Annotated in this window: 20 protein-coding genes, 1 tRNA gene and 1 pseudogene; 7 read left to right on the top strand and 15 right to left on the bottom strand. The window is 63.8% G+C overall.

All coding sequences use genetic code 11. The features are described from left to right. Positions 1 to 31: 31 nt before the first annotated feature. The 5 genes from ACVDG8_RS16670 to cueR all read right to left on the bottom strand — a co-directional run bounded on the left by ACVDG8_RS16670 (position 32) and on the right by cueR (position 4,196). Positions 32 to 1,051 (bottom strand): RNA polymerase subunit sigma-70, encoded by a 1,020-nt coding sequence (locus tag ACVDG8_RS16670; RefSeq protein WP_447255635.1) that lies wholly within the window; start codon positions 1,049 to 1,051, stop codon positions 32 to 34. 42 nt (positions 1,052 to 1,093) lie between these two features. Then, complete coding sequence (locus ACVDG8_RS16665; RefSeq protein WP_447255634.1) at positions 1,094 to 1,840, bottom strand: SDR family oxidoreductase; 747 nt, start codon at positions 1,838 to 1,840, stop codon at positions 1,094 to 1,096. A 181-nt stretch (positions 1,841 to 2,021) separates the two neighbouring features. Continuing rightward, positions 2,022 to 2,522 carry an MmcB family DNA repair protein gene (locus ACVDG8_RS16660; RefSeq protein ID WP_447255633.1) on the bottom strand — a complete coding sequence of 167 codons (501 nt, stop codon included), beginning with the start codon at positions 2,520 to 2,522 and terminating at the stop codon, positions 2,022 to 2,024. A 1,054-nt stretch (positions 2,523 to 3,576) separates the two neighbouring features. After that, positions 3,577 to 3,646: transfer RNA gene (locus tag ACVDG8_RS16655), tRNA-Cys, on the bottom strand. Between the two features lie 133 nt (positions 3,647 to 3,779). Continuing rightward, positions 3,780 to 4,196 carry a Cu(I)-responsive transcriptional regulator gene (cueR, locus tag ACVDG8_RS16650; RefSeq protein ID WP_447255632.1) on the bottom strand — a complete coding sequence of 139 codons (417 nt, stop codon included), beginning with the start codon at positions 4,194 to 4,196 and terminating at the stop codon, positions 3,780 to 3,782. A gap of 228 nt (positions 4,197 to 4,424) precedes the next feature. On the opposite strand from cueR, the gene ACVDG8_RS16645 reads away from it, so the two are divergent. Further along, a complete protein-coding gene (locus ACVDG8_RS16645) occupies positions 4,425 to 5,042 on the top strand; it encodes a L,D-transpeptidase (RefSeq protein WP_447255631.1) in 618 nt (205 codons plus the stop codon). Between the two features lie 140 nt (positions 5,043 to 5,182). Here ACVDG8_RS16645 and ACVDG8_RS16640 read toward each other — a convergent pair whose 3' ends face one another. From ACVDG8_RS16640 to trpS, 4 genes are all read right to left on the bottom strand, one after another. Next, positions 5,183 to 5,752, bottom strand: coding sequence for a NifU family protein (locus ACVDG8_RS16640; RefSeq protein WP_447255630.1), 570 nt, complete (start codon positions 5,750 to 5,752; stop codon positions 5,183 to 5,185). A 144-nt stretch (positions 5,753 to 5,896) separates the two neighbouring features. Further along, positions 5,897 to 8,209, bottom strand: a complete 2,313-nt coding sequence (locus ACVDG8_RS16635) for an amylo-alpha-1,6-glucosidase (RefSeq protein ID WP_447255629.1) — start codon at positions 8,207 to 8,209, stop codon at positions 5,897 to 5,899. 140 nt (positions 8,210 to 8,349) lie between these two features. After that, the gene (locus tag ACVDG8_RS16630; RefSeq protein WP_447255628.1) at positions 8,350 to 8,841 is read right to left on the bottom strand and encodes a universal stress protein; all 492 of its coding nucleotides are present in this window, start codon (positions 8,839 to 8,841) and stop codon (positions 8,350 to 8,352) included. A gap of 102 nt (positions 8,842 to 8,943) precedes the next feature. Continuing rightward, the gene (gene trpS, locus ACVDG8_RS16625) at positions 8,944 to 10,011 is read right to left on the bottom strand and encodes a tryptophan--tRNA ligase (protein ID WP_447255627.1); all 1,068 of its coding nucleotides are present in this window, start codon (positions 10,009 to 10,011) and stop codon (positions 8,944 to 8,946) included. 231 nt (positions 10,012 to 10,242) lie between these two features. On the opposite strand from trpS, the gene ACVDG8_RS16620 reads away from it, so the two are divergent. Continuing rightward, on the top strand, positions 10,243 to 10,869 hold the full coding sequence (locus ACVDG8_RS16620) for a LysE family translocator (RefSeq protein WP_447255626.1): 627 nt from the start codon (positions 10,243 to 10,245) through the stop codon (positions 10,867 to 10,869). 44 nt (positions 10,870 to 10,913) lie between these two features. Next, positions 10,914 to 11,159 (top strand): type II toxin-antitoxin system VapB family antitoxin, encoded by a 246-nt coding sequence (locus ACVDG8_RS16615; protein WP_447255625.1) that lies wholly within the window; start codon positions 10,914 to 10,916, stop codon positions 11,157 to 11,159. 32 nt (positions 11,160 to 11,191) lie between these two features. Here ACVDG8_RS16615 and murJ read toward each other — a convergent pair. The 3 genes and pseudogenes from murJ to ACVDG8_RS16600 form a co-directional block, all read right to left on the bottom strand. Continuing rightward, positions 11,192 to 12,795: pseudogene (gene murJ / locus ACVDG8_RS16610) on the bottom strand (murein biosynthesis integral membrane protein MurJ). 40 nt (positions 12,796 to 12,835) lie between these two features. Next, on the bottom strand, positions 12,836 to 15,637 hold the full coding sequence (locus tag ACVDG8_RS16605; RefSeq protein WP_447255624.1) for a [protein-PII] uridylyltransferase: 2,802 nt from the start codon (positions 15,635 to 15,637) through the stop codon (positions 12,836 to 12,838). Between the two features lie 10 nt (positions 15,638 to 15,647). Next, positions 15,648 to 16,523 (bottom strand): glycosyltransferase family 25 protein, encoded by an 876-nt coding sequence (locus ACVDG8_RS16600; RefSeq protein ID WP_447255623.1) that lies wholly within the window; start codon positions 16,521 to 16,523, stop codon positions 15,648 to 15,650. Between the two features lie 117 nt (positions 16,524 to 16,640). On the opposite strand from ACVDG8_RS16600, the gene ACVDG8_RS16595 reads away from it, so the two are divergent. The 4 genes from ACVDG8_RS16595 (at position 16,641) to ACVDG8_RS16580 (ending at position 21,383) form a co-directional block, all read left to right on the top strand. Further along, on the top strand, positions 16,641 to 19,142 hold the full coding sequence (locus ACVDG8_RS16595; RefSeq protein ID WP_447255622.1) for a heavy metal translocating P-type ATPase: 2,502 nt from the start codon (positions 16,641 to 16,643) through the stop codon (positions 19,140 to 19,142). A gap of 42 nt (positions 19,143 to 19,184) precedes the next feature. Continuing rightward, the gene (gene copM / locus ACVDG8_RS16590; protein WP_447255621.1) at positions 19,185 to 19,574 is read left to right on the top strand and encodes a CopM family metallochaperone; all 390 of its coding nucleotides are present in this window, start codon (positions 19,185 to 19,187) and stop codon (positions 19,572 to 19,574) included. A gap of 90 nt (positions 19,575 to 19,664) precedes the next feature. Further along, on the top strand, positions 19,665 to 20,525 hold the full coding sequence (locus ACVDG8_RS16585) for an aldo/keto reductase (protein ID WP_447255620.1): 861 nt from the start codon (positions 19,665 to 19,667) through the stop codon (positions 20,523 to 20,525). 27 nt (positions 20,526 to 20,552) lie between these two features. Further along, positions 20,553 to 21,383 carry an MBL fold metallo-hydrolase gene (locus ACVDG8_RS16580; RefSeq protein ID WP_455707843.1) on the top strand — a complete coding sequence of 277 codons (831 nt, stop codon included), beginning with the start codon at positions 20,553 to 20,555 and terminating at the stop codon, positions 21,381 to 21,383. Positions 21,384 to 21,394: 11 nt separating this feature from the next. Here ACVDG8_RS16580 and ACVDG8_RS16575 read toward each other — a convergent pair whose 3' ends face one another. The 3 genes from ACVDG8_RS16575 to mutS all read right to left on the bottom strand — a co-directional run bounded on the left by ACVDG8_RS16575 (position 21,395) and on the right by mutS (position 25,246). Continuing rightward, positions 21,395 to 21,964, bottom strand: coding sequence for a TetR/AcrR family transcriptional regulator (locus tag ACVDG8_RS16575; RefSeq protein ID WP_447255618.1), 570 nt, complete (start codon positions 21,962 to 21,964; stop codon positions 21,395 to 21,397). A gap of 10 nt (positions 21,965 to 21,974) precedes the next feature. Beyond that, positions 21,975 to 22,439: a nuclear transport factor 2 family protein gene (locus ACVDG8_RS16570; RefSeq protein ID WP_447255617.1), complete on the bottom strand. Its 465-nt coding sequence runs from the start codon at positions 22,437 to 22,439 to the stop codon at positions 21,975 to 21,977. A 77-nt stretch (positions 22,440 to 22,516) separates the two neighbouring features. After that, complete coding sequence (mutS, locus tag ACVDG8_RS16565) at positions 22,517 to 25,246, bottom strand: DNA mismatch repair protein MutS (RefSeq protein ID WP_447255616.1); 2,730 nt, start codon at positions 25,244 to 25,246, stop codon at positions 22,517 to 22,519. Positions 25,247 to 25,477 lie beyond the last annotated feature (231 nt).

The raw sequence follows: 25,477 nt of genomic DNA, 5'->3' as shown, positions 1-25,477 counted from the left end.
CTTCGCCGTTTCCGTGAAACGGTGAAACGCTCTAAGCCGGCGGCAGACCGAAGGCCGCGAACAGACTGGGGCCGAGTGGCGGCACATAGATCGTCAGCGCGGCGATATTGCCGTCGTCCGGCTCGATGATATGCAACGAGTGGGCTCGCCATACAGGGTCGTTGCGGCTGAGTGCGTAGAGCCCGACAGCAGGCTGGCCGTTAGCCCTTGTGGCCACCGCCCGGTAGTCGGAAAAATTGCCCCAGACAGTTGCCATGAAAGCGCGGATCGCCTGGCGTCCCCGATACCACTCCGGCCGCGGCGGCATGTGATAGATGGCGTCCTCGCGCAGGAGTTCCACGAGATCGTCGAGGCTGGCGGCCTGCCAGGCGCGCATGTAGCGTTCGAGCAGCACCATCTCTTCCGGGCGGGCCTGCGGCCGCTGCAACGGACGTCCCTGCGGATATCGCTGCCCCAGCGTTGCCCGTGCCCGCTGCAAGGCGCTGTTGATCGAAGCGGTCGACCCGCCCAGCAACTGCGCCGTTTCGAGCGCCGACCAGCCCAGCACGTCGCACAGCAAAAGCGCGGCGCGTTGCCTGGGCGGCAAAAGCTGGATCGCAGCGACGAAGGCGAGCTGCACGGCTTCGCGGGTCTCGTAGCGCGCCTCGGGACCAGGCTCGCCATCTGCGAGGTCCGGCAGTTCCGTATCCGGGTAAGGCTCCAGCCAGGAGAGTTCGGGAGGAGGTCCGTCGGATGGCGGCCGCTCGGGGTGTTCAAGAATGCGATGCGCGATCGAGCGGGCCTTGATGGCGTTGAGGCAACTGTTGGTGGCAATCATGTAGAGCCAGCCGCGGACAGAACCGCGGCCGTCGAATTGCGACCTTGCGCGCCAGGCGCGCAGGAAAGTGTCCTGGACCAGGTCGTCCGCTTCGTGCAGCGAGCCCATCATCCGGTAACAGTGAAGCTTGAGCGCGCGCCGGTGTGCCACCGTCAGACGTTCGAAAGCCAGCCGATCAAGGATCGGCTCGCTTGGTTGGCCCAACAGCTCAACCGGGGCGGGAGCGTCTGTCATGGGAAGCCTGCGGTGTTGAAGTGGGCCGGCATCCTGCGCGCCTCATGCTGCCGCCGCAAGGCCGCTGCCGCTGACCACGAACGAGCTGCCCTGCGTTTGGGCGACAGCAAGTGTGACCACGGCGCGCGCGACATCGGCCGGCGTCTGCATGTCGGCCATGCCGGCCAGGAAGTCTGCCCGGCTGATGCCCATATAGGCCGAAATCCCGTCGATGCCGTGATCGCCGACGCCGGTGCCAGGCATGATACGCGCTGGCGAAAGCGCCATGAAGCGCAGGCCGAGGCCTAGCCGGTCCGATTCCTTCTGGCTGTGGCCTGCCAGGAATATCTGCATGCGTTTTGCACCGGCATAACCGCCGGAATTCGGCGGCCCGCCGCTGAAGGCGCCGCCACTGGCGATCAGCACTACCCGGCTTCCCGGCTTGAGCCGGCCCTGGAGCGCAGCCCGGCAGAACAAGAACGACGCCTTGACGTCCATGTCCCAATTTGCCGAGAAAACCTCCCAGCTCTGCTCTTGCACCGGCACAGACGGCGCAAGAGCGCCTGCCGAGATGACCAGCACGTCCGGCGCAAGCGCGCCAAACACCGCATCGGGCGCGGACTCTTTGGTCGCATCGACAGCCAGTGTCTTCAAGCCCGGCTTCTCCCACGCGAACTGCTTCAGCGTCTCGGCATTGCGGGCGACGGCGAGCACGCTCGCCCCCTCGCGGAGCGCGGCTTCCACGATGTAGCGGCCGACGCCGCGGCTGCCTCCGACGACGACGACATTCTGACCTTGCAACGATCCCATGGGTTACCTCTTTCCGGGGCCGCCGGACCATCCGCGCGGGCCTTACCCATCAGGACAGCCGAGATCGGTGAAAATCATCGGTGTGAGGTCAAAATCTTTCTGGGAAGCCGGGTCGCCCATGCAATGCCCGCTCCGGCGACCGGTCTCGCGGCGGCCGGCCTGTCACCGACGCGGCGCCAGGCTACTCGCTCTCGCCATCCAACGCCGGCACCGCGACGCCTGCAAGCTCCGCCGCCAAGAGCCGCGCCGCGCCCGCCCTTGCGATCCGCAGCATCAGTGCCTTGCGTGTTGCCGCCGCCATGCGGTGCTCCGGCGCATCGCGCAGGATCTCCGCGCCGTAGCCGTCGGAAAGAATGAAGCCGCATTCCTCCGGAAAGATCTCCGCGGGCACGCCCGGATGGGTGGCGAAGAAGAAGCGGTCCGAATGCAGCCGGTAGTCCGGCCATTTGCGGTCGACCCGGAAATCCTCGATCGAGGATTTGATCTCGATGATCCAGATATCGCCGTTCCGTGTCAGCGCGACGAGATCGGCACGGCGCCCGGTTGCCAGGGACAGCTCCGGCAGCACATGCGCGCCCATTTCCATGAGCAGTCGCTGCACGCCGCGCCGAACCAGCATGGCGCGTTCGGACTGGCGGCCGTCGATCAGAGGGTTGAGGGGAATCGGGGAAATAAGAGGCATGGCCGGCATCATGCCAGATTTTGTTCACGGTTTGAACCCAGTAAAATCGGGCGATTATGTCGTTGACAGACCGGCTTTCCCTAAAGGCCTTGCGATGCTACCTGTGCGCGAGTGGGGCGGGGGGAACACATGATCCGCATAGCAATCGTCATAGCCATTGCTGGCAGTGCATCGGCGTGCACAAGCCAGGCGAACGTTCCTTATTCGAGCGCGAGGACCAAATGCACAAACCATACCGAGTACGGGGAACTCCCGGGCGGGCAGCTTGTGCCTATCAACGTCCATGTTTGTATCCCGGACACTCCCAATAAATCTTGTAAGCAGTATCTTGATCGTACTACGGGGCAAATGGCGGTCATTTGTACCCCACTCACGCGCAAATCGCCGACGGCCGAAGGTCGCGCTAGACAGCTAGCAGGCAGCCAATACCCCTAAATTCCACGCTAAGCGCTACCCAGTCCTAGGGAAATGACTGCAAAGGAAATAGAACGGCCCACCCTTCCACAAGGCGGGCCGTTCGCGCTATGACTTAGCTCCTACTTGGGGAAGGGGGGCTAAACGCGAGCTGTCGACGCAATACTATTAATTGCCGTAGTACCCGCAGGCATGGGATTTGTCGTTTGCTTTTTCCTGCGACAGAGATTCTGGATCAGACCGGTTATGCTCATGCGCATATTTGCTCTAGTCATGGCTATGATGGGTTACTTGGATATTCGGTTAGCGGAGGCTGTCGGCGGGAAGAGTAATCCGTCGCCCGCTACTTCGATCCAGCCCCAAACCAGCGGATGAACGGCGCATCCTTTGGCCGGCGCTACCCAGCCGTAGGGGAATGGCCGACGCAGGTCCGGGGCTCTCAGGGGGCTTGGGAGGCCGCGCCGGCCATTTGCGGACCAGGCAACAACCCATCCCCGCACTGCACAACTTATAGGCACATTAGAAATCGCTCAATTGAGACTGAATCCCTAGCAGGCATGGGTCTAAAGGCGCGAGATCGGCGCAAGGCTCTTCGGGCATGTCAACCGGATAATCGCCTAAATCGTTGCCGATGAACTGAAGGTCTGAATGGGAATTGAACCCATTACGTCTGTTTTGCAGACCGATGCATCACCGTCCCGCCTCAGACCTCGAAGCCTCTATGCCCGGTCCATAAGGGCATGGTCAACCTATCGATGCCCAGATGGCGCTACCGGAGGCAGCCCGTGGCTGAGCCTCCGGTAACTCAATCCCGGCAAGCGACCTTCTCCCCATCACTGGGCATCAGGCGTGCACCGCCTTGCTGTCGTCGCTCGTCATCCCCGCCATGTCGTCCAGTATCGGACAGTCCGGCCGCTCATCTCCATGACACGCGTGTATCAGCGTCTGCAGGGTCGAGCGCATCGACTGCAATTCGCGTACTTTCTCCTCGATCGCCCTCACATGGGCGGCGGCGATCTCGCGCACGTCGTGGCTGGCGCGGGCGCGGTCCCGGTAAAGCGCCGTCAGCTGCCTGCAATCGTCGATTGAGAAGCCGAGATTGCGCGCGCGGCGCAGGAAGGCCAGCCGATGGATGTCGTCGCCGGAGTAATCGCGATAGCCGTTATCGGCCCGCGCCGGGCGGATCAGGCCGATCTCCTCATAGTAGCGGATGGTCTTGGCCGGCAGGCCGGAACGCTCGGCTGCATCACCGACATTCATGGCACTCTCCTTGATATGCTCGGCAGCGCTTCGAGCTGCCCCATTGATTTTGCTTCACAATCCTGTGAAGGCTGTTGCCGAAATGCCGCAGCTCGGCACTTACCGGCACCTAAGCCTATCCATATAGGCAGTGCCCGCTTGGCAAGCAAAAGAAATGCCAGCATGAATGATGGCAGGAAAGCGGCCGACTCGTGCCGCGAACGTTTAGGCGGGGCATCGGACCTATTCATGCGCTTGAAGTCGCTTGCAGTTTTCGCCGCTCTTGCGCTGTCGACCGCGATCAGCGGCTGCAGCACCATCGGCGGTCAGTTGTTCACCAACAACTATGGCGCGATGACGGATGCCGGCTATCAGCTGCCGCGCATCCCTATCGAGAAGGTTCCCGCCAAGTATCATCGCCAGGAAGTCCGCTACGACTCTTCCGAGAAGCCGGGCACCATCATCGTCGATACGCAGAACAAGTTCCTCTACTTCATCGAGGGCGACGGCATGGCGATGCGCTACGGTATTGGCGTCGGCCGTGAGGGTTTCGAGTGGCACGGCACCGCCCATATCGCGCTGAAGCGCGAATGGCCGACCTGGACGCCGCCTTCGCAGATGATCAAGCGCCAGCCCGAGCTCGCCAAATTCGCCAGCGGCATGGAGCCGGGCCTGAAGAACCCGCTCGGCGCCCGCGCCATGTATCTCTTCAACAAGGGCGGCGACATGGGCTACCGCCTGCATGGCAGCCCGGAATGGTTCTCGATCGGCAAGGCGATGTCGTCGGGCTGTATCCGTCTGATGAACCAGGACATCATCGACCTCTACGACCGCGCGTCGATCGGCGCCAAGGTCATCGTTTTGTAGGCACCAAAAAGTTTAGGAAGCGGACCGTCTAGGCAACAACAAGACGTCCAAAAACAGAAAACCGGGCTGTTGGGGCCCGGTTTTTTGTTTTTGCGGTAGCGCTCAATCCGCCGCGCCAGGCGGCCGGCGGAGTACAATTATCAGGCGACCTGCTCGACCTGCTGCACTTCCGGAACGAAGTGGCGAAGCAGGTTCTGGATGCCGTGCTTCAGCGTTGCCGTCGACGACGGGCAGCCGGCGCAGGCGCCCTTCATGTGCAGGAACACGGTGCCGTTCTCGAAACCGCGGAAGGTGATGTCGCCGCCGTCCTGGGCAACCGCCGGACGCACCCGGGTGTCGAGCAGTTCCTTGATGGTGATGACCAGCTCTTCGTCGGCCTTGTCGTAGAATTCGCCGGTCACGCTGGTCTCGGCGGCGGGGCCGGCCTGAGCCATGACGGGCGCGCCCGACATGAAATGTTCCATGATGGCGCCGAGGATTGCCGGCTTCAGATGCTGCCAGTCGGGGCCGTCCTTGGTGACGGTGATGAAATCATAGCCGAAGAAAACGCCGGTGACGCCCGGGATTTCGAACAGCCGGCCGGCCAGCGACGATGCTTCGGCGGCGCTGTCGGCATCGCGGAAATCGGCGGTGCCTTCGTGCAATACTTCCTTACCGGGCAGGAACTTCAACGTCGCCGGGTTCGGCGTCGATTCGGTCTGGATGAACATGGGTATCTCCAGGCCCTTCAGGGCCGATAGTTTGGAATAATTCTAAATAGGCTCTATCGGCTGGATATTCAAGCGAAACGCATCGCGCGAATAGCTGACTGGTGGAGTATTTTGCCATGATGGAATGTCCGAACCGTGGCAGCATCATCCTCCAACTTCAACAGCCAGTTGTCCGCTCGTCTGCAGGATATCGACCTCAGCGCCATCATCCGCTCGCCTGAATTCGAGATCGACGCTGCCCTTGCCGATACGCAACCCGCGAAGCTCGATGCGGTTCACGAAATCGGGCATTCGCGGCCGCACGATCCGCAGCTTGTTCGCAAAAGCGTCCGGCTCCAGGCCGAGGCAGACCGTAAGCAGGAACGGCACTGCGCCGGCTGCCCAAGCTTGTGGGTGACAAGCCACCGGATAGTGCACCGGGACCTGGAAATCCGCGCGCGGAAAACCCGCCATCGCTTCAGGCAGCCTGTGATGACGAAAGTGCATCGCAGCCTCGGCGATCGTCGTGAAGATACGCAACGCCGCGTCGTGCTCGCCATATTCCCGCAAGCCAGCCGCCACCAGCGCATTGTCGTGCGGCCAGACGGTTCCGAGATGGTAGCCGACAGGATTGTAGCGACGCTCCGAGGCGGCGAGCGTGCGGACGCCCCAGCCGTTGAACATGTCGTCCTGCATAAGCCGCGCCGCCGACCTGCGGCCTTTGTCGCGGTCGGCGATGCCGCACCACAGCGCATGTCCGGGGTTCGAGGAAACGACCGAGACCTGACGTCTTCCTGCTTCCAGCGCGAGGGCGAAGATGCCCTGGTCCTCGCACCAGAAGTCGCGGTTGAAGCGTATTCGAAGCCTCTCAGCCTCCTGGCGAAGCTGCCTTGCGCGATCGGCATTGCCATTGCGCTCATAGAGGTCGGCGATGGCCAGTTTGGCGGCAAAGACATAGCCTTGCACCTCGACAAGGGCGATCGGCGGCTTAGCGAGGCTGCCATCGGCCCTGACGATCGCATCGCCCGAATCCTTCCAGCCCTGGTTGACAAGTCCTTCGCTGGATCCGCTTCTATACTTCAGATAGCCCTCACCGCGATCGTCTCCGGCCTTGTCGATCCAACCCAACGCCTTTTCCACCGGCCCCTGCAATTCGCGGAACAGGCAGAGATCGCCCGTCCAGGCGGCATAATGGCCGAGAAGCAACAGGAAGAGCGGGGTAGCGTCCACGGTGCCGTAGAACCTGGCGTGAGGAACATCGCCTGCGCGCGCGAGTTCGCCGACGCGCAGTTCGTGCAGGATCTTGCCCGGCTGTTCTTCCCGCCATCGATCCGCCCGGGTTCCCTGATAGCTGGCGAGGAGGCGTAGCGTCTGAGCGGCGATCTCCGGCTGGAAGGCCAGCATTTCCAGCGCGACGATCAGACTGTCGCGACCGAACAGAGCAACAAACCAGGGCACGCCGGCGGCAAAGTATCCGCGGTTCCCCAGTTCCGAGCGCAGCATCGCGACATCCCGCAGCGATCTGTCCATGATGCTGTTGAGCAGAACACTGTCGCTGTCGAGCTTGGTGTGCTGTTCCAGCCATTCTTCAGAGTTCGTCCGGAGTTTGCCGGCAAGGCCATCGAGCGTGGCCTCCGGGCGTTTCAATTGCTTGGCCTCGGCATCCTCCGAATGTTCCTGCAACTCGATTGTGACCGCGATGGTTCGCGTCGCTCCCGCCGGCACGTCGATCCGGAATTCGGCCGTCGTCTTTTCCGTGGCATCGGGCAGAGGCGAGAATGCGATCGTTGCCGTCCTGCGGAGCCGGTCGGCGCCGCGATATGCGAAATGCAATCTGCCATTCCTCCAGGCAGGCCGTTCGGCTCTGCCGAGATTCTGCCGCACCAGCCCGCGGACGTTGAAGATGTCCTCGAAGCCGGCGCCGAACTGCAAGGTCAGCGGAAAGTCATGCGCCTCGTGTCCGAGATTCTGGATGGCCACGACTTCCCTTACGCATGTCTGTTCGGCGTCCAGGATGCGCTCCCAGCGAATGCCGAGTTCGTCCTTGGGTATCAATCGGCCCTGCTTGGAGTGCAGGTCTGGATTGGTCAATTCGAAGAGCGTCGCGTAACCCTTTTGCGCTGTCGAGGCCAAGACAACCGGCGTCAGACCCGCCATGGCCATCTGGTAGCCGCCGATAAAACGGCAGTCGTGAAAATAGAGCCCGAAGCCGTGCCCGTCGCTCACCGGTATCTGCGCATCCGAGGCGATGACGTAGTAGAGATCGAGATTCTTGACGGTAATTGCCCCGGCGATGCTGTCGACCATGGCTGGATGGCCCTTGGCAAGGACGCGATGCTTGCGCTCCCGCTGCGCATGAGGCGTCTGCCGGGCCTTGTCCTGCGCCCTTGCCGAGCGCGAACGCACCAACGATCCGGCGCCCGTATTTTTCGCCCCCGGTTGTCCGCGTCGGCTTGCCCCTTGTTTCGTTCTGTCCATCGGTTCTCCATTGGAATGTCGCGCAGGATTCCAAATGGCGCGCCGCGGACGCCGGCCAAGGGTAGCGTTATCGTCGGGTGGCTTCGGTCGGTGGCGCTGCGAGTGTCGGGCGGCAAGCGCAGCCGAAAGGCCTTCGCAAGTCAGGCGAGGCTCTCGATTTCCTCGTCGGAGAGGTTCTGCGGCACCACGGTGACCGGAATGGGGAAGGCTGCGCCCTTGCCGGCCACGGCGCCGACCAGCGGTCCTGGGCCTTCCTTGCCGGCGCCGGCCGCCAGTACCAGGATGGCGATGTCCTGGTCTTCCTCGATCAGCTTGTGGATCTCTTCGGTCGGCTTGCCTTCGCGCACGACCAACTCCGGCTCGATGCCGAGCTTCTGGCGCACCTTGTTGGCGTAGCCGTCGAGCGCCGCGCGCGCAGTTGCGGTTGCTTCCTCGCGCATGATCTTTTCCACGCCCAGCCAGTGCTGGAAGTCGTCCGGCTCGATGACATAGAGCAGCACCAGCACGCCGCTGGTGCTCTGCGCCCGCTTCGAGGCGTACGCGACGGCGCGTTCGCATTCGGGCGTATCGTCGATGATCGCCAGGAATTTCCTGCGATGGCCGGCTTCACGGCTGAGGCGTTTGGAGACCATGTCTATCTGCTCGGTATGGTTCGGCCGCAATCTGCCACCGCCACGGACCGGCGGCAAGCGGCCGGCGAGCGTGGCGATGGATGTTCAACGCGACAGGAGTAATCAGTCCTGCAGCAGCCCGATGATGTCGCGCACGGTTTTCATCGTGCCTTCGGCGAGCGCGCGGGCGCGGTTGCCGCCATCCTTGAGCACGGCGTCCACATAGGCGCGGTCGCCCTCGATGCGGCGCATCTCGGAAGCGATCGGCGCGAGCTTTTCCACCGCAAGGTCGGCAAGCGCCGGCTTGAACACGGAAAACTGCTGGCCGCCATATTCCTTCAGCACATCTTCCTTCGACATCTCGGCAAGGCCGGCGTAGATGCCAACCAGGTTTTCCGCCTCGGGCCGGCTTTCCAGCCCGCCGACCTCGCTCGGCAAGGCTTCCGGATCGGTCTTGGCCTTGCGGATCTTCTTCGAGATGGTGTCGGCATCGTCCGTCAGGTTGATGCGCGAGAGATCCGACGGGTCCGACTTCGACATCTTCTTGGAGCCGTCGCGCAGGCTCATGATCCGCGCCGCCGGGCCGCCGATCACCGGTTCGGTGATCGGGAAATAGCCGTTCACCGTCTCTTCGCCGACCTGCATTTCGACGCCGACGCCAAGCGCGGCGATCTTCTCGGAGAAGTCGTTGTTGAACTTCTGGGCGATATCGCGCGTCAGCTCCAGATGCTGCTTCTGGTCCTCGCCCACCGGCACATGGGTGGCGCGGTAGAGCAGGATGTCGGCGGCCATCAGGCTCGGATAGGCGAGCAGGCCGAGCGAGGCGTTCTCACGGTCCTTGCCGGCTTTGTCCTTGAACTGCGTCATCTTGTTCATCCAGCCGATGCGCGCCACGCAGTTGAAGATCCAGGCAAGCTCGGCATGCTGCATCACCCGCGACTGGTTGAAGACGATGTGCTTCTTGGGGTCGATGCCCGAGGCAAGGAAGGCGGCGGTGATCGAGCGCGTCTGGTCGCCGAGATCCTGGTGCACGAGCTGTGCCGTCAGCGAATGCAGGTCGACGACGCAATAGATGCAGTCGGACTGTTCCTGGAGGGCGACGAATTTCTTGATGGCGCCGAGATAATTGCCGAGATGCAGATTGCCGGTCGGCTGGACGCCCGAAAAGACGAGTGGCTTGAAGGCGGACATATGTTCCTCGTGGCTTGTGGAGGGCCGTATAAGCATGATTCCAAAAAGTTGCAGACTTTTTGGAGCCAATCATGCGGCTGGAAACCGCGCGCGGCGAAAGTCTTGCGACGGGCGCGCTTATGGACGAAGGCGATTGCGGGATCAAGAGGCCAGCCGATCGACCTTGGATTGGCCCTAGCCAGCCCGGGTTGGTCTGGCCTAGCATAGTGGCCTCGCTTGGGGTTCCTCATCATGCTTTCGCATCTGCTCGCCGTGGCGTCCGTATGGCTGGTCGCGGCGCTGTCGCCGGGGCCGAACTTCCTGATGACGGCGCGGATCGCGGTCGCGCGCTCGCGCGGCGCCGGCCTTGCCGCCGTCTGCGGCATCGGCATCGCCACCGCCATTTGGGGCGCTTGCGGGCTTGCCGGCATCAAGGCATTGTTCCTGGCGGCGCCGTGGGCCTATGCAACGATGAAGCTGGCCGGCGCCGGCTATCTCATCTATTCGGGCGCAAGGTTGATCATCCTTGCCGAGAAGCGCAGTGCGGCCGATGCCGCATTGCCTGCCGATCCGAAGGCTTTCCCGGCAAGCAGGGCCTTCTGGATCGGGCTTGTGACCAGCCTTGCCAACCCGCGTTCGGCGCTTTCGGTGGCCAGTATCTTTGCCGTCGCGCTGCCGGCGCAGCCGTCGCTGGCGTTGGGTGTGGCCTCAGTCGCGCTCATGGTGGCGATCTCGGTCGGCTGGTATGCCTGCGTGGTCTGGCTGTTCGCCGCCGAAGTCGTCTCGAACGGCTACCGGCGGTTGCGTCGCGCCATCGACCGCATCGCCGGCGGTCTGCTCATCCTGTTTGGCGCGAGGCTGGCTCTGGAGCGCGGGTGAGGCAGGGCAGGCTCGGCGATGAACATGGCACGGAGATGGAGGGCATGGCCATCAGTATCAAAAACAAGGAAGCGGATAGGCCGATACGGACCCTCGCAGCGGTGGAGGGCGTCGGCCTCACCGAGGCGGTGATGATCGCGATGCGCGAGGCCCTCAAGCGCCGGCGCATTGGCGAGACGCCACTGGAGACAGCTGCGCGGCTTCGGTCCGAGTTTGGAATCGAATTGAGCGAGCAAGCGTGCAACGTGCTGCCGCGATCAGTCTATGACCAGCTAACAGGTGAAGTCTGACGCCTTGTCGTCAGCACCGGCTGTCGTTCGGCTCACGGATCTGAAGACTGTTCCGTAACCGGCGGCGCCGCCTTTGAGCCGCGCTTGACGTTCCTGCGAATCATGCCGAAATCGGCGCCGCCGGTGGCGAAGGCGGCGATGAAGTACAGCAGTGCCCCCCGGCGACCAGCGCCAGCACCGTCGTCGCCTTGACGACCAGCGGCGAGCCCGGCCCGATCCTGGCGGCGAAATAGTGCTCGGCAAAATAGAGCGCCGCCGCCATGATCACCGCCGACAGCACCAGCCGTGGGATGCGTTTCAGCAATGGGACGTCGCGGCCCCAATGTCCCCGTTTGATCAGCATGCCGAGCAACATCAACGCGTTGACCCAGCCGGCGACGGCGGAAGCGACCGCGATGCCCGGCGCGCCCATCGAGGGGAACAGGGTCAGCGCGGTGGTTACGTTCACGGCGACCGAGATGGCGGCGAAGATCATCGGCGTGCGGGTGTCCTCGCGCGCGAAATAGCCGGGCGTGAAGGCCTTGATCAGCACGAAGGCCGGCAGGCCGAGGCCGAAGATCGCCAGGATTGCCGCCACCGTCGGCGTCGAATGGTTGGCGGCGAAGGCGCCGCGTTCATAGACCAGCCGCACGATCGGCTCCGACATCACCCAAAGTGCTGCCGCTGCCGGCAAGGTCATGAACAGCGTGAACTCGACGGAGCGATTCTGCAGATTGGCGGCCTCGATCAGATTGCCCGACTTCAGCGCCCGCGACAGTTCCGGCAACAGCACGATCGCCACCGCCACGCCGACGACGCCGAGCGGCAACTGGTAGACGCGATCGGCATAGGCGAGCGACGACACGGCGCTGTTTTGCGCCGAGGCAATCGCCGTGCCGATCAGTTGGTTGATCTGGGTGATGCCGCCGGTGATCGCCGCCGGCAGCGCCAGGATCAACAGCCGTTTGACGTTGGGCGTCATCTTCGGCCGGCGGAAGCCGACCGAAATCCCGGCATTGCGCACCGCGACCCAGACGATGGCCAACTGCACGATACCCGCCGCCAGCACGCCCCAGGACAGGCCGAAGCCGACATCATGCGCATCGAGGCCGTGATACCAGGCATAGCCGAGCACGCCGATCAGGATGATGTTGAGGAAGGCCGGCGCGATTGCCGCAGCGAAATAACGGCGCAGCGAATTCAGCATGCCGGCCATCATGGCGGCGAGCGACATGCAGATCAGGTACGGGAACATGATCGTCGCCAGCCGTACGGTCGTCTCGAACTTGCCCGGAATGTCGGCAAAGCCCGGCGCGACGAGGTAACGCACGATCAGCGGCATAGCCAGTTCCATCGCGATGGTCAGCGCCAGCAGCGCCGAAAACAGCACGCCGAACACTTCCTCCGAAAAGCGCTTGGCGCCTTCATTGCCGTGCGTTTCGATCTCCTTGGCGAACAGCGGCACGAAGGCGGCGTTGAAGGCGCCTTCGGCGAACAGCCGGCGGAAGGTGTTGGGAAACTGGAAAGCGGCGTTGAAGGCGTCGGCGACCGGGCCGGTGCCAAGCGCGGCTGCCATCAGCATCTCGCGGCCAAAGCCGAGCGCGCGGCTCATCAGCGTGCCGGAGGCGACCGTGGCGAATTTCTTGACAAGGCTCATGCTTGGGACGACTGCCAGAAAAATTGCGTCAAATGGATGGTCACTCGGCCGCCGCCCTGGTCTTGCCGTTGCGTTCGGCGGTTTTGCCTTCAAGCGTATCGATCAGCCGCTTGTGGATGGTGGCGGTGCGCGACGGGCTGTCGATCTTCTGTCCGGTGAGGTCGGTGACGTAGAAGGTGTCGATGACCTTTTCGCCGAAGGTGGTGATGTGCGCCGAGGCTATGTCGAGCGACAGGTCCGACAGCGTTCCGGTGATCTCGGAAAGCAGCCCCGGCCGGTCCAGGCCCTCGACCTCGATCACCGAGAAGCGGTTGGACAGCGTGTTGCGGATCTCGGCTAGCGGCGGGATGCGGAAGGCCTTGGCGCCGCGCTTGGGCTTGGTGCGCTTTTCGATCATCTCGGGCAGCCAGCTCTTGCCCGACAGCACGTCCTCGATCAACCGGCCGACGCGCTCGGCGCGGCGGCGCTCATCCTCGTCGCGGTCGAACTCCCTGGAGATCAGGATGGTGTCCAGCGCGCGCCCGTCCGAGGTGGTGAAGATCTGCGCGTCGACGATGTTACCGCCGGCCGCCGCACAGGCGCCGGCAATCACGGAAAGCAGGCGTGGATGGTCTTGCGCCAGAACGGTGATCTCGGTCACCGCCTCGAATTCATGCGTCTTGACCATGGTGGCCAGCTTCTTGCCGGCCGCGTCCGCTTCGCGGATGAATTCGGCGTGGCGCAACTGATCCGGCAGGTCGACGGTCAGCAGATAGTTTTCATAGTGCTGGGCGACATAGGCCTTGCGCTCCTTTGCCGGCCAGGCGGCGAGCGCCTCGGCCAGCCGCTCGCGCGCCGCCGCCGTGCGCAGGGCGCGCGACACCTCGGAGAAGCCGCCGGTCAAAAGCAGCTCGGTTTCGTAGTAGAGCGTGCGCAGCAACTGCCCCTTCCAGCCGTTCCACACGCCCGGACCGACGCCGCGGATGTCGCAGACGGTCAGGATCAGGAGCAGCTTCAGCCGCTCGACGGACTGCACGATGGAGGCAAAATCCTCGATCGTCTTGCGGTCGTTGAGGTCGCGCGTCTGCGCCGTCATCGACATCACCAGATGGTTCTCGACCAGCCAGGCAACCGTCTCGGTGTCGGCGGCGGACAATCCCATATGCGGGCATATGCGCCGCGCGATCCTGGCGCCGGCCTCCGAATGGTCCTCCGGCCGGCCCTTGGCGATGTCGTGCAGAAGCACCGCGACATAGAGCGCCTCGCGGCTTTTCTTCAGCCCCGGCATCAGCGAATGCGACAACGGATGCACTTTCGCGCCGTCGCCGCGCTCGATCTCGGCCAGCACGCCGATGCAGCGGATCAGATGTTCATCCACCGTGTAGTGGTGGTACATCGAGAACTGCATCATGGCGACTATTCTGCCGAAGTCGGGGATCAGCCTGCCGAGCAAACCGGCTTCGTTCATGCGCCGCAGATTGAGCTCGGCGTAGCGGTCCGAGGTCAGGATGTCGAGGAACAGCCGGTTGGCCTCCTCGTCGCGCCTGAGCGACTTGTTGACGAGACCGAGCGAGCGGGTGAGCAGCTTCAGCGCATCGGGATGGAACTCCAGCCCGTGCTTGTCGGCAAACCAGAACAGCCTGAGCAGATTGACCGGATCGCGCTCGAACACGCCGTCGTCGGCGACGTTGATGCGGTGATTGTCGACAATGAAGTCCGACGTGCCGGCAAGCTTGCGCTTGCGCCGCTGGAAGGTCAGGAAGATGCGGTTGAAGCCAGGCACGTGCTTGGCCTGCTCTTCCTCGAGCGCCGCGCAGAAGATACGGGTGAGGTCACCGACATCCTTGGCGACGAGGAAATAGTGCTTCATGAAGCGCTCGACCGCCGACAGGCCGGGATGCGTGGTGTAGCCGAGGCGCTCGGCGATCTCGCGCTGGATGTCGAAATGCAGCCGCTCCTCGGCCTTTCCGGTCAGGAAATGCATGTGGCAGCGCACCGCCCACAGGAAATCCTCGGCTTTCTGGAACTCGCGATATTCACCCTCGGTGAAGACGCCCTTTTCGACCAGCTCCTCGCCGGTGCGCACGCGATAGAAATATTTGCCGATCCAAAACAGCGTCTGCAGGTCGCGCAGCCCACCCTTGCCGTCTTTCACGTTGGGCTCGACAAGATAGCGGCTTTCGCCCGCCTTGGCGTGGCGCTCGTCGCGCTCGGCGAGCTTGGCCTGCACATATTCCGGCCCGGTCGTGCGCACCACCTCGTGATCGAAGCGGGTCAGCAATTCGTCAAACAGCTTCTGCTCGCCCCACAGGTATCGGGCCTCGAGGATCGAGGTGCGGATGGTGATGTCGCTGCGCGAAAGCCTCAGGCACTCCTCGATGTTGCGGGTGGCGTGGCCGACCTTCAGCCCCATGTCCCACAGCATGTAGAGCATGTATTCGACGATCTGCTCGCCCCAGGGCGTCTGCTTGTAGGGCAACAGGAAAAGCAGGTCGATGTCGGAACCCGGCGCCAGTGTGCCGCGTCCGTAGCCGCCCACCGCGACCACGGCCATGCGCTCGGCCGCGGAGCGGTTCTTCACACGGTAGACGTGGGTTGCCGCGAAATCGTAGAGCGCACGGATCAGCTCATCCATCAGATGCGACAGCCGCTCGGCGCAGGCATTGCCGCCGCCATCCTGCATCAGCATGGCCTCGGCTGTTTTCCGCCCCTCGGCGAGCCTGACTTTGAGCAGTTGGAGAACCGCCGCGCGGATGGCCGGGCTGGAGCCGTCGCCGGCGCTGGCCGCCGTCAGCGCGGTCATGTCGCGACGCAAGGCAGCACTGTCGATGATTTCGTCGAGTTTCAGGGAGATCTTGGCCATTCGGCGGCGTCTATAGCGCGTTTTCTCCGCGCTGTGTATGGGGCCGGTACATTCGCTCACCTTGGTGATCAAATGGCACGATCGAGGAAAATTGCAGCCGGCAGATTCTGTTGAGCCGGCGTGCGAGCCGCTCTACCTCGCGCTTCACCCTTGCCATCTGGGATAGCCGCGGCTTGACGGTCGTCGCCGACCCGTCGCGGTCGTCAGGGATCAGGCTCGGCAGCTGGGCGGCTCCATCGAGATGCTGTTTCTGCACGCACAAGGCTGGACTGAGCTGATAGATCTTGCGCACAGGACTGCGCTGGCGCACCGGATCGAAGAGTACGTGGTCGACCGGCATCGCGATCTCCTCGGTGGCCTCGACGAGGCTGCCGGCGATCCGCTTCGACAGGATGTAGCCCGCACAACCAAGGTGGGGCGTATGCAGCCTGCTGAGCGAAAAGCCATTGCCGACGGCGATGCGCCGAGGGCCGATCACGGCCCGCCGGAAGAAGGTTTCCAGCTTGACGATATCGGCATCGGCGGGAATCCAACCTGCATCGGCAAGCAGGCCGCCGGCTGCGGACGTGAAGACGACGTCATCTTCGAACACGGCAACATGCTCGTCGTCGCCCGCGGCAATGATCGACCAGCAGGCCTTATGGCTGAGCAGGCATGCGATTTCACCATTGGTCAGCCGCGACTGTAGGCGATGCTTCGTCAGCCGCTGCATCGAACTCAGCTCCGGGCGACCGCGCGCATCGAGAGCCGCGATTCGCTCGAACGAAATCCCGATCCGCTCGAATTCGGCCGCCACATGGGCGAGCCGGTCGCTGGATCGGTCGAGATTGATGACGAGGCATTTCATCAGGCGGACTTGATGCAACCCAAAAACGGCGATGTCCATAAGCGGTCATGATGTGACACCGTTTTTTGTTGGCCGGAAAATCAAAATTCAGCCCTTGACCTTCCAGTTACTGGAAGGACTACCTCGGCCTTATTCGAGAATTCCGAGGCATACAGCATGACCCGTTCCGACCATCATCATCATACCCATGGCGCTTCTTGCTGTGCGGCCAAAGAGGCTATGCCGGCGGCCGAAGCGACGACGCGCGATCCTGTCTGCGGCATGATGGTCGATCAAGCGGCCGGCAAGCCGACGGCCGAGCATGGCGGGCGATTTTTTCATTTCTGCAGCGAACGCTGCCGGGAGAAATTCGTTGCCGATCCGGAAAACTACCTGACGGCCATCGATCCGGTTTGCGGCATGAGTGTCGACCGCGCCAGCGCGAAGCATTTTTCACGCTATGAAGGCCAGGGCTTCTACTTCTGCTCGGCGGGCTGCAAGACCAAGTTCGACGCGGAACCGACGAAATACCTTGCTGGCCAGCCCGAACAGCAGCCGATGCCGAAGGGTACCCAATACACCTGCCCAATGCATCCCGAGATCGTGCGCGACAAGCCCGGCTTCTGCCCGATCTGCGGCATGGCGCTGGAGCCGATGGGCGTGCCGACAGGTGAAGAGGGACCCAACCCGGAGCTTGTCGATTTCACGCGGCGGTTCTGGGTCAGCGCCGCACTCTCCTTGCCGCTGTTGGTCATTGCCATGGCGCCGATGCTGGGTTTCAGCTTGGAAAGCTTTGTCGATGGCCGGGAGAAGACCTGGATAGAACTGGCGTTGGCCAGTCCGGTGGTGCTGTGGGCGGCGTTTCCGTTCTTCCACCGCGGCTGGGAATCGATCCTCAACCGCAGCCCAAACATGTGGACGCTGATTTCGCTCGGCGTCGGCTCTGCCTATCTCTTCAGCCTTGTCGCGACGCTGTTCCCGAATGTCTTTCCGCACCAGTTCCGTGGCCATGACGGCACTGTGCCGGTCTATTTCGAAGCGGCTGCCGTGATCGTGGCACTGGTTTTCCTCGGGCAGGTGCTGGAGCTCGGGGCCCGTGAGCAGACCGGCTCGGCCATCCGCGCCCTGCTCGACCTTGCGCCGAAAACGGCGCGGCTGATCGGCGTCGACGGCTCCGAGAAGGACGTGCCGCTCGACAGCGTCAAGACGGGTGATCGTCTGCGCATCCGTCCCGGCGACGCCGTGCCGGTCGATGGCATCGTGCTGGAAGGCCGTTCGGCGATCGACGAATCGATGATCACCGGCGAGCCGCTGCCGGTCGAAAAGACCGAAGGCGATGCCTTGACCGGCGGTACGCTCAACAGACAAGGCTCGCTGATCATGCGCGCCGACAAGGTCGGCGCCGAGACGACGCTGTCGCGCATCGTCGAGCTGGTCGCCAAGGCGCAGCGTTCGCGCGCGCCGATCCAGGGCTTGGCCGACCGCGTGTCTTTCTATTTCGTCCCGGCGGTTGTCCTGGTCGCCATTGTGGCCTTCGTCGTCTGGGCGCTCTTCGGTCCGCAGCCGAGCCTGGCCTTCGCCATCGTCTCGGCCGTCTCGGTGCTGATCATTGCCTGTCCCTGTGCGCTGGGCCTTGCGACGCCGATGTCGATCATGACCGCGACCGGTCGCGGCGCGCATGCCGGCGTGCTGATCAAGGAAGCGGCCGCACTCGAGCGCTTTGCCTCCGTCGACACGCTGATCGTCGACAAGACCGGCACCTTGACCGAGGGCCGGCCGCGGCTGACCGATGTCGTCGCGTCCGGGGACATCGACGAGAACGAATTGCTGTCGCTCGCCGCCGCGCTCGAAAAGGGCTCGGAGCACCCGCTGGCCGAAGCGATCGTCGAGGGCGCCGCCGCGCGCGGTGTGAAAGTGGCGGACGCCCACGACTTCATGGCGGTCACCGGCAAGGGCGTTTCCGGCACGGTTTCGGGCAGAAAAATTGCATTGGGCAATGCGGCGATGATGGCCGACCTCGGGGTCGAAACGTCGGCGGCCAATGCCGAGGCGTTGCAGGCCGAGGGCAAGACAGCGATGTTCGTCGCTGTCGATGGCGCGTTCGCAGGCATCGTTGCCGTTGCCGATCCCGTCAAGGCGACCACGGCCGAGGCGATCAAGGCCCTGCACGGCAAGGGCCTGCGCATCATCATGGCGACCGGCGACAACGAGCGTACTGCTCGCGCGATTGCGGGCAAGCTCGGCATCGATGAGGTGCGCGCCGGCCTGCTGCCGGACGGCAAGAGCGCCCTGGTGGATGAACTGCGCGGCCAAGGCGCTGGCGTTGCGATGGCTGGAGACGGCGTCAACGATGCGCCGGCGCTGGCCAGCGCCGATGTCGGGATCGCGATGGGCACCGGCGCCGATGTCGCCGTCGAAAGCGCCGGCATCACGCTGGTCAAGGGTGATCTCAACGGCATCGTGCGGGCCCGCACGCTCGCCCAGGCGACGATCGGCAACATCCGCCAGAACCTGTTCTTTGCCTTCCTCTACAACGTACTCGGCGTGCCCGTGGCGGCCGGCGTGCTCTATCCGGTCACCGGCACGCTTTTGTCGCCAATGCTGGCCGCGGCGGCGATGAGCCTGTCCTCGGTCTCGGTCATCGCCAATGCCTTGCGGCTGAGGACGTTGAAACTTTGAGCAAACCCCCAGATACGAAACCCAACCACAAAGGAGACCTGAATGACCCTGGCCAAGAAAATCGTGCTGCTGTTGATGGCGGCGGGAATGCTGCTTGCGGTGTTCCTCGAAAGCGTGCCTGCCTCGTCGAAGGAGATGAAGCACGACATGTCCAAGATGGCGATGGGCGCGCAAAGCCCTGCCACCGTCGGCTATGAGGCGGCGATGAAAAAGATGCACAAGGACATGATGATCAAATACACCGGCAATGCCGATGTCGACTTCGTCCGCGGCATGATCCCGCATCATCAGGGCGCCATCGACATGGCCAAGGTGGTGATCGCCAACGGCAAGGATCCGGAGATCCGCAAGCTCGCCGAAGGCGTTGTCGCGGCGCAGGAGGCCGAGATCAAACAAATGCAGGACTGGCTCGCCAAGCATCCGGCGAAGTAGCCGCGACTTTGCCGGGACGGATCGAAGTGACTTCGGTCTGGATTTCCGGCCGGGGCTGTGCTGCGATCGGCGCTCACGCGGAGAAAGCCCATGCCCCCATCAACCAGCCCCTCATCGATCAGAACCCTGAAGCTGCCGTCCGGTGAAACCGTTCCGGTGCTGGGTCAAGGCACCTGGAAGATGGGCGAGGACCGGCGCCGCCGCGACGACGAGGTCGCGGCGCTGAAGCTCGGGCTCGACCTCGGCATCACGTTGATCGACACGGCGGAAATGTACGCCAGCGGCGGCTCGGAAGAAGTCGTGGCGGAGGCGATGGCCGGACGCCGTGACGAAATCTTCCTGGTTTCCAAGGTGCTGCCCTCCAACGCCTCGCGGGCCGGCGTCAAACGGTCTTGCGAGAACAGCCTGAAGCGCCTCGGCACCGACCGCATCGATCTCTATCTGCTGCATTGGCCGGGCAGCGTGCCGCTGTCCGAGACGGTCGAAGTCTTCGAGGCTTTGAAGAAGGCCGGCAAGATCCGTCACTGGGGCGTCAGCAATTTCGACACCGATGAGATGGAGGACCTTGTCGGCCTGCCGTCCGGCGGCAATGTCCAGACCAACCAGGTGCTCTACAACCTCTCGCGTCGTGGCCCTGAGTTCGACCTGGCGCCTTGGAGCAGAGAGCGCGGCATCCCGCTGATGGCGTATTCGCCGGTCGAGCAGGGCGCGCTTGCCCATAATACCAGGCTGGAAGCCGTGGCTTTGCGCCACAACGCCACGGCCGCGCAGGTGGCGCTCGCCTGGGTGATGGCGCAACCGGGTGTCATCGCCATCCCGAAGGCCAGCCGGCAGGAGCATGTCCGCCAGAACGCCGCCGCGCTCGATATCGGCCTGACGGCGCAAGACTTCGCCGACCTCGACCGCGCCTTCCCGCCGCCGACGCGCAAGCGTGGCCTGGAAATGATCTGAAGGCTTGCCGGAGCTCAAACTGGAAATCTGCGGCAAAAGAGAAGAAGCATTGAAACCAATTTCAGCCGGGCCTTATCACACCACCTACAGGATCGGAGACATGACCGTCACGTCGCTGCGCGACGGTTATGTCGACATGCCGACCAGGCGACTGCGCCAGCCGGGAGACAAGCCTTTCGGCGACGATCTCCCGGCGCAGGTGCAACTGGTCGGGGTGCGCTCAGACTGTCCGTCAACGCCTTTGCCATAGACGACGGCCACGAAATCACGCTGATCGACACCGGCTCGTCGAATGCTTGGCATCCGAGCATGGGGTTTCTGCCGCAGGCGCTGAGCGAAGCGAGGATCGCTGTCGATCGGATACGCACGGTTGCCTTCACCCACACTCATCTCGACCATATCCACGGGCTCATCCTCGCCGATGGTCGAGACGGCTTCCCGCAGCTCTCCCGCCTGCTTGTGCCCCGACCGGAGCTCGACATGTTCCGGGCAGAGGCGCGGCTGCAGCGTTTCCATGATCGCGCGCAGCCTTTCGACGCTGGGCAGCGCCTGAGCCCGAATATCGAGACGATAGCCGCTCACGGCCATGAAGTCGGCCACACCTGCTTTCGCGTTGCGAGCGAGGGCGAAACATTGTTGATCTGGGGTGACACCGTGCATGTGCCGTCGCTTCAGTTCGATCGCCCGGAGGTGGCGTGGGAATTCGACGCCGACCAGGAGCGGGCCCGCGCAAGCCGGCTGCGACTGCTGACCCTTGCCGCCGACAACGCTTGTTTCGTTGCAGGAGCGCATCTCGATTCGCCGGGCGTGGGCCGGGTTTTCCGAACCGAAACAGGCTTCCGCTTCGAACCCTTGTAGGCCGGTCGGAGCTATCTCCCTGCCTGTATCTCCAGGCGCATGCGCACCCTGCGCAGGGAGCGCGAAAACACTGCCGTGTCGTCAGCGGCGCGGGCAAGCGTGAGCGCGCCCTGGATGGCTGCGACGGCCTCTTCGGCAAGTTCGGCCGCCTCGGCTTTTGCATGTCCGGCCCGCGTCAGCGCATCGGCGAGATGTGCGATCCAGCGGCCGAAATAGTCGCGGATCGGCCCGGCGAAGAGGTCGCGGGATTCATCGAGCGCGAAGGCGCCGATCAGGCAGACGCGGCGGCCGGATCGGAAATAGCGGTCGGTCGCCTCCAGCATATGCTCGATCCCGGCGCGTGGATCGGCGCCGTCGCGCAGCGGTGCGAAGACATTTTCCTCGAACCAATCGTCGATATGGGCAATGACGGCCCCTGCCATCTCTTCCTTGCCGCCGGGAAAGAAGTGGTAGAGACTTCCCTTGCCCAGTCCGGTTGCCTGGCCGATCAGGGCCAGGCTGGCGCCTTCATAGCCGTGCTCGCGAAACACCTCGGCGACCATCGCCAGCAGGCCGTCACGATCGGGCGCTATCCTGCGCATTCCCGGGGCTTTACAGCCCGAGTTCAGTCAGGCCCGGATGATCGTCCGGTCGACGGCCGAGCGGCCAGTGATATCTGCGCTCGCTCTCGGCGATAGGTAGATCGTTGATGCTGGCGACGCGCCGGCGCATCAGCCCGGCGTCGTCGAATTCCCAATTCTCGTTGCCGTAGGAGCGGAACCAGTGGCCGCTGTCGTCGCGCCATTCATAGGCGAAGCGCACCGCGATGCGGTTTTCGTTCCAGGTCCACACTTCCTTGATCAGCCGATAGTCGAGCTCGCGCGCCCATTTGCGCGCGAGGAAATCGACGATCTCACCTCTGCCGAAAACAAATTCGGCCCGGTTCCGCCAGGTGCTGTCCTCGGTATAGGCGAGCGAGACCCGTTCCGGGTCGCGGCTGTTCCAGGCGTCTTCGGCCAGCCGCGCTTTTTGCGCGGCGGTCTCGGCCGTGAAGGGCGGCAGTGGCGGACGGCTCATGGGGATCTCCTGTGACAAGGTATCAACCAACATTGTACCGATCGGTACAATGAGTCAATAACGAGCGGGATCTCAGTCTATCGTTTCGTCGCCAGCCCCTTCAGCCGGTAGAGCGCGTCCAGCGCCTCGCGCGGCGTCATCTCGTCGGGATTGATCGCGCCGAGCGCGTCGCCAAGGGCATCGCTCTTCACCGGCTTTTGCGCCTCTCGCTTGACCGCCACTGAAAACAGCGGCAGGTCGTCGACCAGCCGGTTGGTCTTGCCCGAGACTTCGCCTTCTTCCAGCTGGTGCAGCACTTCCTTGGCGCGCGCCACCACGGATTCCGGCAGGCCGGCGAGCCTCGCCACCTGGACGCCGTAGGAGCGGTCGGCGGCGCCCTTGCCTACCTCGTGCAGGAAGACGACTTCGCCCTCCCATTCCTTGACCCGCATGGTGACGTTGAAGAGGCGAGGCAGTTTGCCGGCCAGCGCCGTCATCTCGTGGAAATGCGTGGCAAAGATTGCCCGGCAGCGGTTCTTCTCATGCAGATACTCGACCGCCGCCCAGGCGATCGACAGACCGTCGAAGGTCGCGGTGCCGCGGCCGATCTCATCGAGGATGACCAGCGCCCGCTCGCCCGCCTGGTTGAGGATCGCCGCCGTCTCGACCATCTCGACCATGAAGGTCGAGCGGCCGCGCGCCAAATCGTCCGAGGCGCCGACGCGTGAGAACAGCCGGTCGACGACGCCGATATGGGCCGACGTTGCCGGCACGAAGGAGCCGGTCTGGGCAAGGATGGCGATCAGCGCGTTTTGCCGCAGGAACGTCGATTTACCGCCCATGTTGGGGCCGGTCAGCAGCCAGATCACACCGTTCCTGGCACTCCCCTCGGGCGAGAGGTCGCAATCATTGGCGACGAACGGGCCTTCGCCCGACCGCCGCAGCGCCTGTTCGACCACCGGGTGCCGGCCGCCGGCAATTTCGAAGGCAAGGCTGGCATCGACGACGGGCCGGCACCAGCCCTCGCTTTCGGAAAGCAGCGCCAGCGCCGCGGACACGTCGAGCACGGCTAGCGCCTCGGCGCCGGCGCGGATGCTGCCGGCCTCGCTCACGACTTCGGCGGTGAGCCGGTCGAAGGTGGCGAGCTCGATGCCGAGCGCCTTGTCGGCGGCGTTGGCAATCTTGGATTCCAGTTCCGCCAGTTCCGTCGTGGTGAAGCGCATGGCATTGGCCATGGTCTGGCGATGGATGAAGCGGGCTTTTACGGCATCGCTGCCGGTCATGATGGCATGATGGTTGGCGGTCACCTCGATATAGTAGCCCAGCACGTTGTTGTGCCGGATCTTCAGCGAGCGGATGCCGGTCTCCTCGATCAAAGAACGCTCCAGCCCGGCGATCACCTTTCGCGACTCGTCGCGCAGCGCCCGCATCTCGTCGAGTTCGGCGTGATAGCCGCCGCGCACGAAGCCGCCGTCGCGCTTGATCAGCGGCAGTTCGTCGTCTAGCGCCTCGCTGAGGTGCCGGGAAAGCGCTTCCGGCAGGGCGTTGATTGCCGTCAAAGCGGCCGCCAATTCAGCGGGCAGGGCGGTCGCGGCCAGCAAGCCGGCGATCGCGCCGGCCGCCTCGAAACCGGCGCGCAGCGCGCCGAGGTCACGCGGGCCGCCGCGGTTGAGCGCCAGCCGCGACAACGCCCTTGGCATGTCGGCAACGCTCTTGAGGCTGTTCCGCAAGCCTTGGCAAAGCCTGGTCTCGGCACGAAAGAACGAGACCGAATCCAGCCTTGCTCCGATCATCGTCGGATCGGTGAGCGGCGCCATCAGCCGGTCAGCCAGCAGCCTGGCGCCGCCGCCGGTCACCGTGCGATCGATCGCCTTGAACAGCGAGCCTTCGCGGCTGCCGGACAGCGTGCGCAACAGTTCCAGATTGGCGCGCGTCGCCGGGTCGATGAACAGCGTCGAGCCGACCTCTTCGCGCTCCGGGCGCGACAGCGGCGGCCGCTCGGCCTTCTGCGTCTTCTCGACATAGGCGATGGCGCCCGAGATCGCCGACAATTCGGCGCGCGAGAACGTGCCGAAGCTGTCCGGCGTCGCCACCTCGAAGAAGCGGGCGATGCGTCCCGTGGCCGATGCCGAATCGAACAGCGATGGCGGCTGCGGACTGGCGACGCGGCCAAGCACGTCGAAGACCGGCCGCAAGTCCGGATCGTGGAACACCGGCTCGGCGACGATCAGCTCGCGCGGATCGACGCGGAAGATATCGGCGAGCAGGCGGTCGGCCGTCGTCTCGGCGACCCGGAACGCACCGGTGGAGATGTCGATCCAGGCAAGCGCGAAGCTGCCTTGGGCAACATTGCCGGCCTTCACCCGGCCCAGCGCCATCAAAAAACTCGATTCAGACGGCGCGAGCAGCTTGTCTTCGGTGATGGTGCCGGGTGTGACGAGCCGCACCACGTCGCGCCGCACCACCGATTTCGAGCCGCGTTTCTTCGCTTCCGCCGGGTCCTCGATCTGCTCGCAGACGGCAACGCGAAACCCCTGCGCGATCAGTTTTTGCAGATAGTCGTCCGCCGCATGCACCGGCACGCCGCACATCGGAATGTCGTGGCCCTGGTGCTTGCCGCGCTTGGTCAGCACGATGCCGAGCGCCTGGCTCGCCTTCTCGGCATCGTCGAAGAACAGCTCGTAGAAATCGCCCATGCGGTAGAACAGCAGCGAATCCGGGTTCGCCGCCTTGATCTCGATGAACTGCTCCATCATCGGCGTCACCCCGCCCGTGGCGGGCGCTGGCGTCGTCGTCTCCTCGGGATCGGTCGGCATGTGCATGTTCATGCCGGAACGCTAGCAGATCGGCCAGCGCGGTTTAATGCCGGACGCTCGAAAAGCAGGGGAAAGCGCTGGTGATGCTGCCAGTTGGTGTTGCAACGTGTCGGCCGGGCAACCTCGTCGGCATTGAAGCAGCTTTGCCGGGCTTGCCGGTTTACAGCCGCCGCCTGTAGCCTTAGTCCTGGAAACCATAAGGAAGCACCCATTCAAGCGGTGCCGCGTGAAGGCGAGGAAATC

Source organism: Mesorhizobium sp. ORM8.1, assembly GCF_053005525.2.
This window is presented reverse-complemented; position numbering and strand designations above follow the sequence as displayed.